Source organism: Kitasatospora sp. NPDC032150 (assembly GCF_055579945.1).
The window spans coordinates 66,620-80,790 of record NZ_JBVIMH010000001.1 but is presented as its reverse complement, the minus strand read 5'-3'; the positions used below and the strand labels follow the sequence as shown (position 1 = coordinate 80,790).

Genomic DNA, 14,171 nt, shown 5'->3' with positions numbered 1-14,171 from the left:
ACGGGCGTCGAGTAGGGTCCAGCGACCAGGACCACGACCTCAGGGAGCAGCAGCATGACCGATCTCCGGGAGAGCACCCGTCCGGCACCCGAGGTGCTGGCGGCGTTCGAGGCGGCGACCGGGTTCATGCCGGCCGACGAGGGGCTGGCGCTGTACGCGGCGGCCCTCGACGCGGCGCGGCTGACCGGCGGGCTGCCGCTGCTGGAGATAGGCACGTACTGCGGGCGCTCGGCGATCCTGCTGGCCGGCGCCGCGCGGGTGGCCGGCACGGTGGCGCTGACGGTGGACCACCACCGGGGCTCGGAGGAGCAGCAGCCGGGCTGGGAGTACCACGACCCGACCCTGGTCGACCCGGAGGTCGGGCGGATGGACACCCTGCCGCGCTTCCGCCGGACCCTGCACCGCGCCGGTCTCGAGGAGCACGTGATCGCCCTGGTCGGGCGGTCTCCGCGGGTCGCGGCGGTGTGGGGCGGGCGCCTGGCGCTGGTCTTCATCGACGGCGGGCACACCGACGAGCACGCCACGGGCGACTACGAGGGCTGGGTGCCGCACCTCGCCGATGAGGGTCTGCTGGTGATCCACGACGTGTTCCCGGATCCGGCCGACGGCGGCCAGGCCCCGTACCGGGTCTACCTGCGGGCGCTGGCGGAGGGCTTCGAGGAGGTCTCGGTCACCGGTTCGCTGCGGGTCCTGCGGCGCGGCGCCGGCCAGCACGAAGGCCTTCCGGCGGGCTCGGACCGCGCGGACGGCTGACCGCACCCGAGGCCGCCGGCTTCCTGCGGACTCGCCGGACCATGCTCTAACGTCTTCCCTCGGAGCGCAGTCCTGCGGCACCGCACACGGCGGTACCGCACCACCCGCGAGCTCCCTGTACCGCCGCACCGCCGTACCGACACGCCGTGGAGGCGGGTACGGTGTCGGCGAACAACCGGACCGGGCGGGCCAGTTCGAGACGACAGCGGGGCGATGCGAGGAATGACCGACCAGGACAACACCGCTCCGGCGGTCTGGGATCCCACCGCGCGCGGTGGCGCGGGCGGCTGGGTGCGCCGCAAACCCGCCCAGGACCAGCCGGGTGCCCCGGCGCCGTCCTCCGCCCCGGGTGCGTCGGCCCACCACCAGACCCCGTACGGCTTCCCGCCCCCGCCCGGCGCACCCGCCCCGCCGGGCGTTCCGGCCCAGCCGGGCGCACCCGTTCAGCCGAACGGTCACGCGCAACCGGGCGCGGGTGCGCCGCAGCCTCCGCCGGGCACGCCCTCCGCGTACGGCTTCGCCGCGCCGCAGGACGCACCGACCGCGAAGCTCCCGCCGGTACCGCCGCTGCCGCCGACCGCAGGGCCGCCGCCCGGTGCCCCGTTCACTCCGCCGCCGCCCGGTTCGCCGCCAGGGACGCACTCCGGTCCGGGCGCCGTCGGCGACGAGGGCCCACCGCTCGGCGCCCGGCCGTACCTGGGCGCCGCGCCCCCGTCCTCCGGCTTCGGGGCCCCCGCCACGCCGCCCCCGGGCTTCCCACCACCACCGGCGCAGTCCGCCTTCCCGCCCGCGCAGTCCGCTTTCCCGCCGCCGCCCGGTGCCGCCCCGGCGCAGTCCGCCTTCCCGCCGCCGCCCGGTGCCGCCCCCGGCCCGATGCCGGGCCCCGGGCCGGTTCCAGTACCGGGCGGCGGCTTCCGCCCGTCCGCCGAGTACGAGGAGCTCGCCCCGTACGAGGAGGACCGGCCGCGCAGCCGCACGCCGCTGTTCGTGGCGGTCGGCGTGGTGCTGGCGATCACGGTGGGCGTCGGCGCGTTCTGGCTGCTGGACGGCTCCGGTGACGGTTCGAAGAGCCAGGCGCAGCCGGCTCCGGCCGCCTCCGCGCCGGCCCCCGCCGCCTCGCAGCCCGCGTCGGCCGGTACCGACCCGTCCGCGCCCGGTGCCTCTGTGAGTGCTTCCCCGAGTGCCTCGGCCAGCGACGGCGCGGGCCCGAACGCGGCCGCCCAGGCGAAGTCGCTGGACGACCTGCTCAGCCGCGGCGAGGGCGCGAAGGCACCGATCGGCAACGCGGTGGCGAAGGTGAACAGCTGCCCGTCCAAGTCCGAGATCGACAGCGCCGTCAAGGTCTTCGAGGACGGGGCCGCCCAGCGCGACCAGCTGATAGCGGATCTGGCGAAGCTGGACCTCGGCCAGTTGCCGGGCGGCTCGGACGCGGCGCAGACCCTGCGCAGCGCCTGGCAGCAGTCGGGCGACATCGACCGGGCGTACGCGGCCTGGGCCCGTACCGTGGGCAGCCGCGGCTGCAGCAGCGGCGCCGCGCCCGACACCGACGACCTCAAGCGAGCCAACGACCTCAACCCACAGGCCACCAGGACGAAGCAGGACTTCGTCGCGAAGTGGAATTCCATGGCAGGCCGCTACAGTCTGCCGACGCGCACCTGGGACAGGATCTGACCTACTCGTGAACGGCACCACCGACGAGCACCCCGCCCCCCGTCGCTCCACCCGATTCCGGCTGACCGTACTCGGCTGCACCGCGGTGCCGCTCTGCTTCGCCGGCTGGCTCGGCTGGCAGGCGCTGGCCGGCAGCCACTCCCCGAGCACCGCCGACGCCCCGCCGTCGGCCACCCCGTCGGCGCCCACCTCGCCCGGCGGCACCGCACCCGCCGCGAACCCGAGCACCGCTGCGAACAGCGGTGCGAGCCCGTCCGCCGCGGCGTCCGCCGGCACGGGCCGGCTGAGCGGCCGTACGGTGCTGCTCGACCCCGGCCACAACCCCCAGAACGTGAACCACCCCACCGAGATCAACCGCCAGGTGGACATCGGCAACGCGCACAAGGAGTGCGACACCACCGGCACCGAGACCAACGACGGGTACAGCGAGGCCGAGTACACCCTGGACGTCTCGCACCGCGCACGGGCGATCCTGGAGTCCCGGGGGGCGAAGGTGGTGCTGACCCAGGACGGCGACCGGCCCTACGGCCCGTGCGTCGACGAGCGTGCCGCGATCGGGAACGCGGCGCACGCCGACGCCGCCGTCTCGGTGCACGGCGACGGCGCGCCGGCCTCCGTCAGCGGCTTCCACGTGATCATGCCGGCCAAGGTGACCGCGGGGATCGCGGACACCTCGGCGATCGTCGATCCCTCGCACCGCCTCGGGGTCACGCTGCGGGACACCTTCAAGGCCACCACCGGTGAGCCCTACGCCGACTACATCGGCGAGCAGGGCCTGGACACCCGCAGTGACCTGGGCGGTCTCAATCTCTCCAAGGTACCCAAGGTGTTCATCGAGTGCGGCAACATGCGCAACGCCGGGGACGCCCAGCGGATGACCGATCCAAAGTGGCGCCAGCTCGCCGCTCAGGCCATCGCCGACGCCCTGACGAGCTACCTCACCACCCCCACGGGCTGATCTCGAGGCCGTGCCCGACTCAGGCGATCTGCGAGGATTCGGGGCGGTTCCGGAGGGTGCTGTGCCACTGTTAATGGCTTGCCCCTAGGCTTTTGCCCGGTTCGGGCGTCCCGCCCGGCCGGTCAACCGACCATCCGACCGCCGTCCACGACACGCCGACGAGGGGAACGTTAGTGAATCTGCGCGCTCTCACCAGAGGAGACGCCGCCGTCGCAGGTGCGGCCCTCCTACTGCTCATCGCCTCCTTCCTGCCGTACCGGACCTCCACCGGCTGCTCGGGCCCGAAGGGCGGTCAGCAGTGCAGCTCGGCCTCGGTGAGCGGCTGGTCGACCGCGATCTTCCCGGTGCTCCCCTCGGTCTTCCTGCTCGGTGTGATCGCCGCCGCACTGATCCTGCTCCACCGCTTCCAGGGCCAGGCCGTGGCCACCCGCCAGGTGCTCGGCCTGCGGCTGGACCAGTGGGGCACCGCCCTCGCGGTCGCCGCGCTGTGGTCCGGTCTGTGGTCGCTGGCCGGCGGCCCCGCCGACTCCTCGACCGGTGTGGGCGGGATCACCGTCAGCACCAGCACCGGTAGCGGCTTCGGAGCCTGGCTGGCGCTGCTCGCGCTGGTGGTCCTCGCCGGTGCGGCCGCGGGCGGCCCGCTGGTGCCCGCACTGCAGGCCCCGCTGATGCCCGAGAAGCCCGCCACCCCGCAGGGTCACTCCGGGTACCCGCAGGCCGGTGGCGGCCAGCCCGAGCCGTACGCGCAGTCCGGCCAGCCGGGCCAGCCCGATCGCTACGCACAGCCCGGCCAGCCCGGCCAGTACGGCTACCCCGCTCCGGCCGCCGCCGAGCACGGTGGCGCCCCGCTGGGCGGCACGCCGTACGGCGGGCAGCCGCAGGGCGGCTACGGCTACCCGGCCGCGGCCGGCGCCGCCCAGCCGCAGGCCGAGCAGGCTGCTCCGGCGCCGGCTCCGGCCGCTGCCGCCGCTCCGGCACCCGCGCCGGCCGCCGACTTCGCGCCGTTCTGGTTCGCCGTCCCGGTCACCCGCCAGGTCACGCCGAAGGACAGCCCGGCGGGCCCGCCGGTCGGCGAGCTCGTCCCGGGCACCTGGTACCTGGCGATCGAGCAGCGCGGCACCGCCCTGGTCGCCCAGCTGCCGGACGGCTCCCCCGGCCTGCTCGCCGACGTCTCGGGCATCCAGCGCGGCTGATCCCTCCTCGCTCCACGACGGCCCGCGGCCGCCGGAACCTTTCTCCGGCGGCCGCGGGCCTTCGCGTTCCAGGAACACGGCCGGGCGGCCGACCTTGGATTGCGGGTGCGCATCGGCCCGCTTACGCTCCGAATCGTGCCACTCGCATGACGGTGAGGAGCGGGCCATGGGAAGGCGAACGGCCGCTTCCGGGCGAGCGCTCCCCCGGTTCAACCAGGCAGCTGGGCCTGGGTCACGAAGAGGTCGATTCGCATGCGATCACACGGCCGTTCCGGAGGAGCGCGAGATCCACGACCGCTTCGGCCCGGTGCCGTCGCTCGACGGGCGCCCTGACGGCGGGAGCGATCGGCCTTGACGGCTTCCTCCCGGCAACCCCTCGGCAGTCCGGCATCCCCCGCGGCCCGGACGGCCGGAGGTCGGTGTGACGAAGGCGGCGCCGAGGCGGCCCGTCGGTGGAGACCGTGCGCCGTGCTGCTGCTGTTACTGCTCGGCTGGTCGTGGTCGAGCGCGCGACCGGCCCTGGCCGATCCGCCGGACGTCGACGACTGCCGTCCGGAGCAACTCGTCAGCGCCCGGACGGAAGCCACCCTCCGACTCGTCAACCACAAGCAGAACTTCGTCCAGGCCATCGGGACCATGACGGTCCGGGTGCCCGTCACCTGGCCGTACGCCAAAGACCTGTTGCTGAGCAACAGTTCCTCCCGGCACCAGCATGCGATGCGCTGTCTGCTCCGGGGGAAGGAGGCGGGACCCCAGTACCAGTACCTGCGCCCCAACGAGTGGCGGATGCAGAACCCGGCGGTGACCGCGGAACCGGGCTCGGTCAAGGTGAGGTACGAGGTTCTCTCCTGGCTCAACCACCGAGGAATCTTCACCATCGGTCCGTGGACGGCCGACGTGGGTCCCGAACGATGGAACCTCTTGCTCACCCCACCGACGGCGCTGGAAGGCGCCGACTGGGAGCGCGTCCGGATCGACCTGGACGGTCTGAACGTCGCCGACGTGTCTCCGATGCCCCCGGCAGCCGGCGGCGGAGGCCTGGAATGGCAGGGGATCGGACCGCCCGGGGGGACGCGTCCCACGGTGACGGTGGAGATGGTCCCCTCCTGGCAGCGCGCCTGGGCGGCCGCCAGTGCCGAGGACGTCGATCCGTGGCGTACCGTCAACGCGGCCGGAAAGACCGCCTCGTGGGTGGGTACGTCGGCGGTGGTCGTGCTCGCTGCCCTCTGGGCCCGCCGTCGACAGGCCGACACCGCCGGTACGGCACTGGAGCGACGCAGCTTCGGTGCCCTGACGCAGTGGGCCGCGCTCAGTGCGGTGACCGGCCTGGTGCTCATGCTGCTGCTCAGCCTGCTCCTCGACGGCGCCAAGGCGCCGACGGACCTGTGGAGCGGGCAGCAGCGCTGGCAGATCCTGCTGGGCGTACTGATCGGCTGGGCTCTGACGGTCCTCGCCCGCCCGAGGAGGTCGTTGCTGCTGACCGCCACGCTGGTGGCGGCGGCCGGCGGGCTGGTGGCCGTACGGCCGTCCCTGTTCGGGCTGCCCGCCCCGCACGCTTCCGTCGGCAGCCTGCCCGCCCTCGGCATCGCCGCGCTGGTGGTGATGACCGCGGCGACGGTGTGGCTGGGGCTGGCCGGCCTGCTGCTCTGGGCCTGGCGGCTCGCGCGGGAGGGCGGACTGCTCCGGTCCCCGCGGCTGCGGTGGGCCGGTGCGGCGCTGACCGTGGTCACGGTCGTCCTGCTGGGGCTGGCACTGCGCGCCGACGAACTCCGCTGGCAACGGGTCAGCTGGCTGGTCGACAGCACCTCCCCGGCGTACCACTCACTGCACATGCTCTTCCTGGGCCAGCAGGCGGTGGGCTTCGCCTCCGGTGTCCCCACCTGGTGCTACTCCCATACCTGGGTGCTGACGGGTCTCGCGATCCTGGTGCTGCTGCGGGCCAGAGAACTGGGGCGCCAGGTCCCCTCCGTGGCCCCCACCAGGTTCGACTTCCTCCTGCTCGCCTTGTTCTTCGCCATCGTGGCGGCCTGGCGCGAGGGCTCGTACGCGGGCAGCCAGCTGCTCGGCCTGCTCTGGCTGGCACTGGACGTCGCCGCACTGTACGGCCTGCTCGCGGTGGGCCGGCGGCGGGCGGTCCTGAACCAGCACTTCGCGGGGCGCGGCGCTCCCGCGCTGAGCGAAGTGGTCATCGACAAGGCGGACCACCACGAGCTCATCGAGCGTGCCCGACGCTACCGGGAACTGGTCGTCGAGGCGCGTGCTCTGGAGCAGGGGCACGGCGAGGGCACTCAGAACCGCCACGACCTGGAGGAGGAACTGGGACGGCTGCACTGCTGGGAGGCCGCGACCGGCGCCGCACGGGCGGCACCGCGCTGCCTGCCCGACCAGGTCACGGTCCTGGACGTCGCCCTGAGCTGGGGTCCGCACGCCAGATGGTGGGAGAACGCCGTTCGAGGCGGCGTGGTGGCGGCGGTCGTCGGCGTTCCCTGGAGCATCATCATGATCTGGTTGGACTACTTGTCACCACAGCAGTGGATGTTCACGGAACAGGACCACTTCGGATACGCCGATCTGCTGGGGAAGTTCACGGCCTGGGAGCTGGCCTGGGCGGGCTCGGGCCTGATGCTGGGAGCGATGTGGCGCCAACTGCCCGGCCGCCGCGGCCCGGCACGCGCCCTCGGCCTGTGGATCGCCTACACCGTGCTGATCGCCCTGGACATCGCGATCAACACTCTCGTCGACCAGGATCTCGGCGACACGGCCAAGGCCATCGGCGTGATGCTCCCGGTGCTGACCGTCACCGGCCTCGTCTTGGACGCGGATACCTTCCGCACCGAACAACGCCTGTGGCCCAACCGCCTGGGGCTGTTGCTCTCCATTTACCAGATGCGAGGCCTGTCCGCGCAGATCGCCTGGGTTCTGGTGCAGGTGGGCGCGCTGGTGGCGATCTGGCAGCACTTCGGCGGCTTCGACACCCGGGGCTTGAAGCCAGGGCCGCACTGACCGCGCCGGTCGAAAGGCCGGCAGCGGCCGTTCATCTCCCGCCGCCCTCCCGCCGGAACGCCGCGCAGGGCCTGGAACAGCGGTCCCGCACGGCGTTCCGGCGGACGGTGTCAGCAGCAGTCGCCGACGACCAGCCCGCTCGGCAGCTGCTCGCCGCCGAAGACCGCCACCGTGGCGTGGTCGCCGCCCAGCGCAGCGACGGCCAGCAGCAGGGCGCCGGCGGTCCAGGTGGTGCGCTCCTCGGGCCAGATGGCGTCGTCCTCGAAGACGTACCCGGTCCAGTACGACCCGTCGGTGTGCCGCAGGTGCTGGATCCAGCGCAGGATCTCCACCGCGCGGTCGGACTGGCCCACCGCCCAGAGCGCGAGGGCGAGTTCGGCGCTCTCGCCGCCGGTCACCCAGGGCCGGTCGCTGACGCAGCGCACGCCCAGGCCCGGTACCACGAAGCGCTCCCAGTCGCGCTCGATCCGCTCCGTGGCGGCGGCGCCGCGCAGCGCGGTGCCGAGCACCGGGTAGTACCAGTCCATCGAGTAGCGGTCCTTGTCGAGGAACCGCTCGGGGTGTTCGGCGATCGCGTGGCACAGCCGTCCAGCCGCCAACTCCCAGTCGGGCTGGGGCTCTTCGAGGTAGTCGGCGATGGCGAGCCCGCAGCGCAGGGCGTGCAGGATGCTGGACGACCCGGTGAGCAGCGCCTCCTCGGGGGCGGTGCCGTCCTCGTCCAGGCGCCAGGCGATCGGCCCACCGGGCAGCCGCAGTCCGACGGTGAAGTCCAGCGCGCGACGGACGACCGGCCAGAGCCACTCCAGGAAGGCGTCGTCGCCGGTGCTCAGGTGGTGGTGCCAGGCGCCGACGGCTATGTACGCGCAGAAGTTGGTCTCCTTCGACGCGTTGGTCACCTCGCCGTCGGTGTAGCCGGCGTACCAGGAGCCGTCCGGGTTCTGGTGCTCGGCCAGCCAGCGGTAGGCGTTCTCGGCGGCGGCGTGTTCGCCCGCGGTGTCCAGGGCCATCGCGGCCTCGGTGTGGTCCCAGGGGTCGAGGTGGCCGCCGTCGAACCACGGGATGGCGCCGTCGGGCCGCTGGTCGGCCAGGATGGAGCGCACGGTCGCGGCGGCCTGCTCGGCGTCGAGGACGCCGTCCAGCAGCAGGGCGTCCGGGACGGCGGCGGTCACTCGGCGGCCCGGTGCGGCTTGGAGGCGTACACGACGAAGCTCTTGCCGATCACCGGGTTGAGCGCCTTCTCGGCCGCCTTGGTGAGCGTGCTGATGACCGGCGTGCCGACGATGTCCCAGACCAGCAGCTGGTGGTAGGCCTTGACCGGCAGCGCCTTGTCGTTGTTGACGCCGACGGCGCACTTGATCCACCAGTACGGCGAGTGCAGCGCATGGGCGTGGTGGGTGCCGTAGGGGGTGAGGCCGGCGTCGCGGACCTTCTGGACCAGTTCGTCGCCCTTGTAGATCCGGATGTGGCCGCCCTCGACCTCGTGGTACTCGTCGGAGAGCGCCCAGCAGATCTTCTCGGGCAGGTAGCGGGGCACGGTGACGGCGAGCAGTCCGCCCGGCTTCAGCACCCGGACCATCTCGGCGAGCACCCCCTTGTCGTCGGGGATGTGCTCCATCACCTCGGAGATGATGATCTTGTCGAAGGTGTCGTCCTCGAAGGGCAGCGCCAGCGCGTTGCCCTCCATCGCGACGGCCGAGGCACCCGCCGGAGCCTCGCCGGCCTGCTCCATCGCCGCGAACCACTTGCGCACCTCGGCGATCTCGTCGCCGTTCTGGTCCAGGGCGACGACGTTGGCACCGCGCCGGTAGCACTCGAACGCGTGTCGGCCACCGCCGCAGCCCAGGTCGAGCACCCGGTCGCCGGGGGCGAGCGGGAAGCGGGAGAAATCGACGGTCAGCACTGCGGGCTCCCATTCATTGCTGCTGTACTCGACCCCGAGGGGTGATCCCCGGGATCCGTTCCCCTACTGCGAAGTTGACGAGGCGCCGGGGCGGCCTCAGGCGACGTAGCGCCAGCCCTTGCCGGAGCGGGCGCGCTGCCCCGTCCCGGTGGCGATGGCCGCCCGGTAGCGGTCGGCGGTCAGCTCGGCGGCCCGCCGCCAGGTGAAGTTGGCCAGCACCCGCTCCCGTCCGGCCGCACCGAGCCGCTCGCGCAGCCGCGGGTCGTCCAGCAGCCGCCCGAGGGCCGCCGCGAGCGCGCCCGCGTCGCCGGGCGGCACCGCCAGGCAGGTCTCGCCGTCGGGGCCGGCGACCTCGGGAATGGCGCCGCCGGTGGTCGCCACCAGCGGGGTGCCGGTGGCCATCGCCTCGGCGGCGGGCAGCGAGAAGCCCTCGTACAGCGAGGGGACGCAGGCCACCTCGGCCGAGCGGTAGAGGTCGACCAGCTCCCGGTCGCTCAGGCCGTTGCGGAACTCGATGTGCTCCTGCAGGTCGAACCGCCGCACCGCCTCGGCCACCGGGCCGTCCTCGCGGCGCTTGCAGACCACCACCAGGTGCGCCTCGCGCTCGGTCCGCAGCTTGGCCAGCGCCTCGACCAGGTGGATCAGGCCCTTGAGCGGGACGTCCGCGCTGGAGGTCGCGACGATCCGGCCCGGCACCACCGGGACCGACTCGTCCGGTGACCAGAGCCGGGTGTCCGCGCCGATCGGGACGACCGAGATGTTCCCGGGCACCGCGCCCAGGTGTTCGGCTATCTCGCTCTTGGAGCTGCCGGAGACGGTGATGATGTGGTCCAGGCGGCGGGTCACCCTGCCCTGCATCCGGGTGAAGCCGTACCAGCGCCGCAGCGACAGGCGGCGCAGCCTGGTGGCGGCCGCGTCCAGCTCCAACTGCCGGTCCACGGTGATGGGGTGGTGGATGGTGGTGACCAGTGGGAAGCCGTGCCGGGCGAGGCCGAGCAGGCCGTAGCCGAGGGTCTGGTTGTCGTGCACCACGTCGTAGCGGCCCTTGTGCGCGGCCAGGTACCGGCGGGCCCGCAGTGAGAAGGTCAGCGGCTCGGGGAAGCCGCCGGTCTTCATGGTGGCGACCTCCAGCACGTCCACCGCGCCCCGGTACTCGGCGAGCCCCGGGGTGCGGAACGGGTCGTCGGCCCGGTACAGGTCCAGGCTGGGCAGTTCCACCAGCCGGACCGAGCCCGGGCCCTCGACCTCGTCCAGAACCGGGTAGGGCTGCGCGCCGATCACGTCCACGTGGTGGCCGAGCCGGGCCAGCTCACGGGAGAGGTGCCGGACGTAGACCCCCTGGCCGCCGCAGAACGGGTCACCGCGGTAGGAGAGCAGGGCGATCCGCAGCGGTGTCGTCAGCGCGGTCATCCGGGGCCCCTTATCCCTACTCACCCGGGCACGGACTGCCTCGGCGGTAAAGTAGATCACGTTTCATGGCGGTGTGGAGCTCACCGCCCAGCGAGTGAACAATGAGAGACCTCGAAGATACCGGCCCGTAGCTTGCGCTCAGGATCCAGGGCTGGTGATTCACGCCACGCTGCGCCCGCCCGACCGCGGGCGAACGCCCGGCCGGGGTCCGCGAGCCCGCAGCGAGAAGGAGCCCGCCTTGTCCACCCTGCCCCCAGCCGCCGCGCCCTCCGCCTCCGCCCCGCCGGCGGAGGACCTCACTCCACGTCAGGCCGAGCGCCGGCGGCGCATTCTGCGGGCCTCCACCGCGCTGGCCGCCCGGGGCGGCTACGAGGCGGTGCAGATGCGCGAGGTCGCCGAGGGCGCGGACGTCGCGCTCGGCACCCTGTACCGCTACTTCCCCTCCAAGGTGCACCTGCTGGTGGCGGTGATGCTGGAGCAGCTCGGGCGCCTGCACGAACAAGTGCTGCGCCGCCCGCCCGCCGGGGAGGACCCGGCCGCCCGGGTGGCCGAGGCGCTCACCCAGGGGTTCCACGCGCTCGGGCGCGAGCCCCGGCTGGCCGAGGCGATGGTCCGGGCGCTCTCCTTCGCCGACCGCTCCGTGAGCCGCGAGGTGGACGAGGTCAGCTCGCTCACCTCGGCCATCGTGCTGGCCGCCGCCCGGCTCGGGGACGAGCCCACCGCCGCGCAGCAGGCGGCGCTGCGGGTGATCGGGCACACCTGGTACGCCGCGCTGCTGGGCTGGCTCTCCGGCCGCGCCTCGCCGGCGGACGTACGGGCCGATCTGCACACGGCCGCGCGGCTGCTCACGCTGCCCTAGCGCCGGGGAGCCCCGGTACGGCCTGTCCACCGAAAGCACCCGCAGGCGTACGCGCCTTCCCTCGCGCGCCGTTCCCGCGCCCCTGTGGGCGCGATATCCATCCACGCTCCAATCGAGCCGTAACTGATACCTGTTCCACTTCTGGCGGCGCGGTGGCACCCGGGCGGGCCGGATAGAGTCGATGGCTCCGGCCCGGTGATCCCCGTCGAGGTCCACTTGACCGCCCGTACGGGCCGCCGCACCGCTCATCGAAAGGCATTCCTCCGTCATGCTGACCGCCGCCCGCCTGGGCGCCACCTCGCTGGCCGGCCTACTGCTGGCCGGTGCCGCCGGTGCACCGGCGCTGGCCGACACCGCCTCTCCCGCCGCCACCGCGCCCGCGAGCGCACCGGCCGCCCAGCCCGCTCCCGCGGAGCTCTACGGCAAGGGCGACCCGACGTACGACGGTGTCTGGCGCCAGTCACTGGCGCTCACCGCGCTGGCCGGCGCCAAGGTCACCCCGTCCGACAAGGCCGTGAACTGGCTGACCGGACAGCAGTGCGCCGACGGCGGCTGGCCGTCCTACCGGACCGACACCACCGCCGCCTGCGACCCCAGGACCGCGGACAGCAACGCCACCGCCGTGGCGATCCAGGCGCTGTCCGCGCTCGGCGGGCACCCGGAGGCGGTCGGCAAGGGCGTCGAGTGGCTCAGGAACAACCAGAACGCGGACGGCACCTGGTCCTTCAACCCCGGCAACCCGGGTGACGCCAACTCCACCGGACTGGCCGTCAGCGCACTGCTCACCGCCCACACCGATCCGGCCGCCGTGGCCAAGGACGGCAAGTCGGCCTACGACGGCCTGGGCGGCTTCCAACTCGGCTGCGCCTCCCCCACCGCGCAGCGCGGCGCCTTCGCCTACCAGCCCGGCCCGGACGGCGCCCTCGCCGCCAACGGCCTGGCCACCGCGCAGGCCGCGCTCGCCGCGGCGGGCGGCGGACTGCTGGTGACCAGCACCGACCGGGCGGAGAGCGCGCCCAAGGCACTCGACTGCCCGGCCGGCTCGGCCGAGAAGACCGCGCCGCGCGCGCACTCCGCCGAGGCCGCCGCCGCGTACCTGCACGCCCAACTCGCCGCAGGCGGCCAGCACCTGATGCAGGCCCTGCCCGGCGCCGCGCCCGCCCCGGACTTCACCGCCACCGCCTGGGCCGTGCTCGGCCTCATCCAGGCCGGGCACCCGCAGGAGGCCGCCAGCGCCGCCGACTGGCTGGCCGGGAACGGCTACGACTGGGCCGCCAAGGGCAAGTCGGGCACCGACCCGTCCGCCGCCGCCGCGATGCTGCTGGTCGCGCAGGCCGCCAAGCTCGACCCGTACAACTTCGGTGGCACCGACGTGGTGCACCTGCTGATCAACGCGGGCCCGGCCCCGAAGCAGGTCCCGGCGGCCGCCGCCTCCGCCGCCTCGGACAACCCCGACGGCACCAAGGCCCCCGGCTCCGGCATCACCGAGGCCGACGACAACGGCGGCTTCTCCCCGATCTGGGTGGTCGGCATCGGCCTGCTGGTCGGTGTCGGCGGCGGTCTGCTGCTCAGCCTCAACCGCCGTCGCGGCGCCCACCAGCAGGGCGCCGAGGCCAAGCCCGACGCCTCGTCGGCTGCCGACGAGCCCGCTACCGACCAGCCGGAGCAGAGCACTTCCGACACCGACCGGTCCGAGCAGGGCACGCCCGACGACGGCACGCCCGAAGGCGACCCGAAGAAGTGACCCGCGTCCCGCGCCGTACGGCGGCGGCCCTGCTCGCCGCCGTACTGGCCGTCCCGCTCACCTCGCTGCTCGGCGCCGCGCCCGCGCAGGCCGCGGGCTACCGCTACTGGTCGTTCTGGAAGTGGTCCGACTCGGCCTGGGCGTACCAGCAGCAGGGTCCCACCGTCCACGTCCCGCAGGACGGCGGCGTGGACGGCTGGCGCTTCGCGGTCAGCCCGGACGGCGGTCAGGACGCCGCCCGGCCCGCCGCCGCCGGGGACTTCGGCGCGATCTGCGCCGCCACCCCGGCCCAGCCCGGCAGGAAGCGGGTCGCCGTGGTACTGGACTTCGGCACCGCCGCCGACGCGCCCTCCGGTGAGACCCCGCCCGCCCCGCGTACCGCCTGCGCCGCCGTCCCGGCCACGGCCAGCTCGGCCGAGGTGCTCGCCGCCGCGCTGCCCCCGCTGCGCTACGGCGGTGGCGGCCTGCTCTGCGCCATCGCCGGCTACCCGCGCACCGGTTGCGGCGACACCGTCCCGGACGCCGGAACCGCCACGGCCGACCACGCCGAACACCCGGGCAGCGGCCCGTCCCTCGGCCTGATCGCCGGTGGCGCCCTGGTCGCCGCCCTGGCCGGCGGGGCGGTCTGGCAGGCCCGGCGCCGCCGCAACCGGCCGATTCCGTAAGCGTTCTTGAGGAAC

General features: G+C 73.9%; 11 protein-coding genes. 8 read left to right on the top strand and 3 right to left on the bottom strand.

Going from position 1 to position 14,171, the window contains the following annotated elements; all coding sequences use genetic code 11:
* The first annotated feature begins 54 nt into the window (after positions 1–54).
* The 5 genes from ACZ5ON_RS00360 (at position 55) to ACZ5ON_RS00340 (ending at position 7,578) form a co-directional block, all read left to right on the top strand.
* Positions 55–753, top strand: coding sequence for a class I SAM-dependent methyltransferase (locus ACZ5ON_RS00360; protein ID WP_465582396.1), 699 nt, complete (start codon positions 55–57; stop codon positions 751–753).
* Positions 754–975: 222 nt separating this feature from the next.
* A complete protein-coding gene (locus tag ACZ5ON_RS00355) occupies positions 976–2,424 on the top strand; it encodes a hypothetical protein (protein WP_465582393.1) in 1,449 nt (482 codons plus the stop codon).
* Between the two features lie 7 nt (positions 2,425–2,431).
* Positions 2,432–3,382 carry an N-acetylmuramoyl-L-alanine amidase gene (locus ACZ5ON_RS00350; RefSeq protein WP_465582390.1) on the top strand — a complete coding sequence of 317 codons (951 nt, stop codon included), beginning with the start codon at positions 2,432–2,434 and terminating at the stop codon, positions 3,380–3,382.
* A gap of 173 nt (positions 3,383–3,555) precedes the next feature.
* Positions 3,556–4,575, top strand: coding sequence for a hypothetical protein (locus ACZ5ON_RS00345; RefSeq protein ID WP_465582387.1), 1,020 nt, complete (start codon positions 3,556–3,558; stop codon positions 4,573–4,575).
* A gap of 468 nt (positions 4,576–5,043) precedes the next feature.
* Complete coding sequence (locus tag ACZ5ON_RS00340; RefSeq protein WP_465582384.1) at positions 5,044–7,578, top strand: DUF6185 family protein; 2,535 nt, start codon at positions 5,044–5,046, stop codon at positions 7,576–7,578.
* A 110-nt stretch (positions 7,579–7,688) separates the two neighbouring features.
* On the opposite strand, the gene ACZ5ON_RS00335 is transcribed toward ACZ5ON_RS00340, so the two are convergent.
* The 3 genes from ACZ5ON_RS00335 to ACZ5ON_RS00325 all read right to left on the bottom strand — a co-directional run bounded on the left by ACZ5ON_RS00335 (position 7,689) and on the right by ACZ5ON_RS00325 (position 10,888).
* Positions 7,689–8,747, bottom strand: coding sequence for a prenyltransferase/squalene oxidase repeat-containing protein (locus ACZ5ON_RS00335; RefSeq protein ID WP_465582381.1), 1,059 nt, complete (start codon positions 8,745–8,747; stop codon positions 7,689–7,691).
* On the bottom strand, positions 8,744–9,478 hold the full coding sequence (locus tag ACZ5ON_RS00330) for a class I SAM-dependent methyltransferase (RefSeq protein WP_344634252.1): 735 nt from the start codon (positions 9,476–9,478) through the stop codon (positions 8,744–8,746). The genes ACZ5ON_RS00335 and ACZ5ON_RS00330 overlap by 4 nt, the downstream gene beginning before the upstream one ends.
* A gap of 96 nt (positions 9,479–9,574) precedes the next feature.
* Positions 9,575–10,888, bottom strand: a complete 1,314-nt coding sequence (locus ACZ5ON_RS00325) for a glycosyltransferase family 4 protein (RefSeq protein ID WP_465582376.1) — start codon at positions 10,886–10,888, stop codon at positions 9,575–9,577.
* A 238-nt stretch (positions 10,889–11,126) separates the two neighbouring features.
* On the opposite strand from ACZ5ON_RS00325, the gene ACZ5ON_RS00320 reads away from it, so the two are divergent.
* The 3 genes from ACZ5ON_RS00320 to ACZ5ON_RS00310 all read left to right on the top strand — a co-directional run bounded on the left by ACZ5ON_RS00320 (position 11,127) and on the right by ACZ5ON_RS00310 (position 14,156).
* Positions 11,127–11,747, top strand: a complete 621-nt coding sequence (locus ACZ5ON_RS00320) for a TetR family transcriptional regulator (RefSeq protein WP_465582373.1) — start codon at positions 11,127–11,129, stop codon at positions 11,745–11,747.
* Between the two features lie 268 nt (positions 11,748–12,015).
* Positions 12,016–13,491: a prenyltransferase/squalene oxidase repeat-containing protein gene (locus ACZ5ON_RS00315; protein ID WP_465582370.1), complete on the top strand. Its 1,476-nt coding sequence runs from the start codon at positions 12,016–12,018 to the stop codon at positions 13,489–13,491.
* Entirely contained in the window at positions 13,488–14,156 is a 669-nt protein-coding gene (locus ACZ5ON_RS00310) for an SCO2322 family protein (RefSeq protein ID WP_465582367.1), read from the top strand. The genes ACZ5ON_RS00315 and ACZ5ON_RS00310 overlap by 4 nt, the downstream gene beginning before the upstream one ends.
* Positions 14,157–14,171 lie beyond the last annotated feature (15 nt).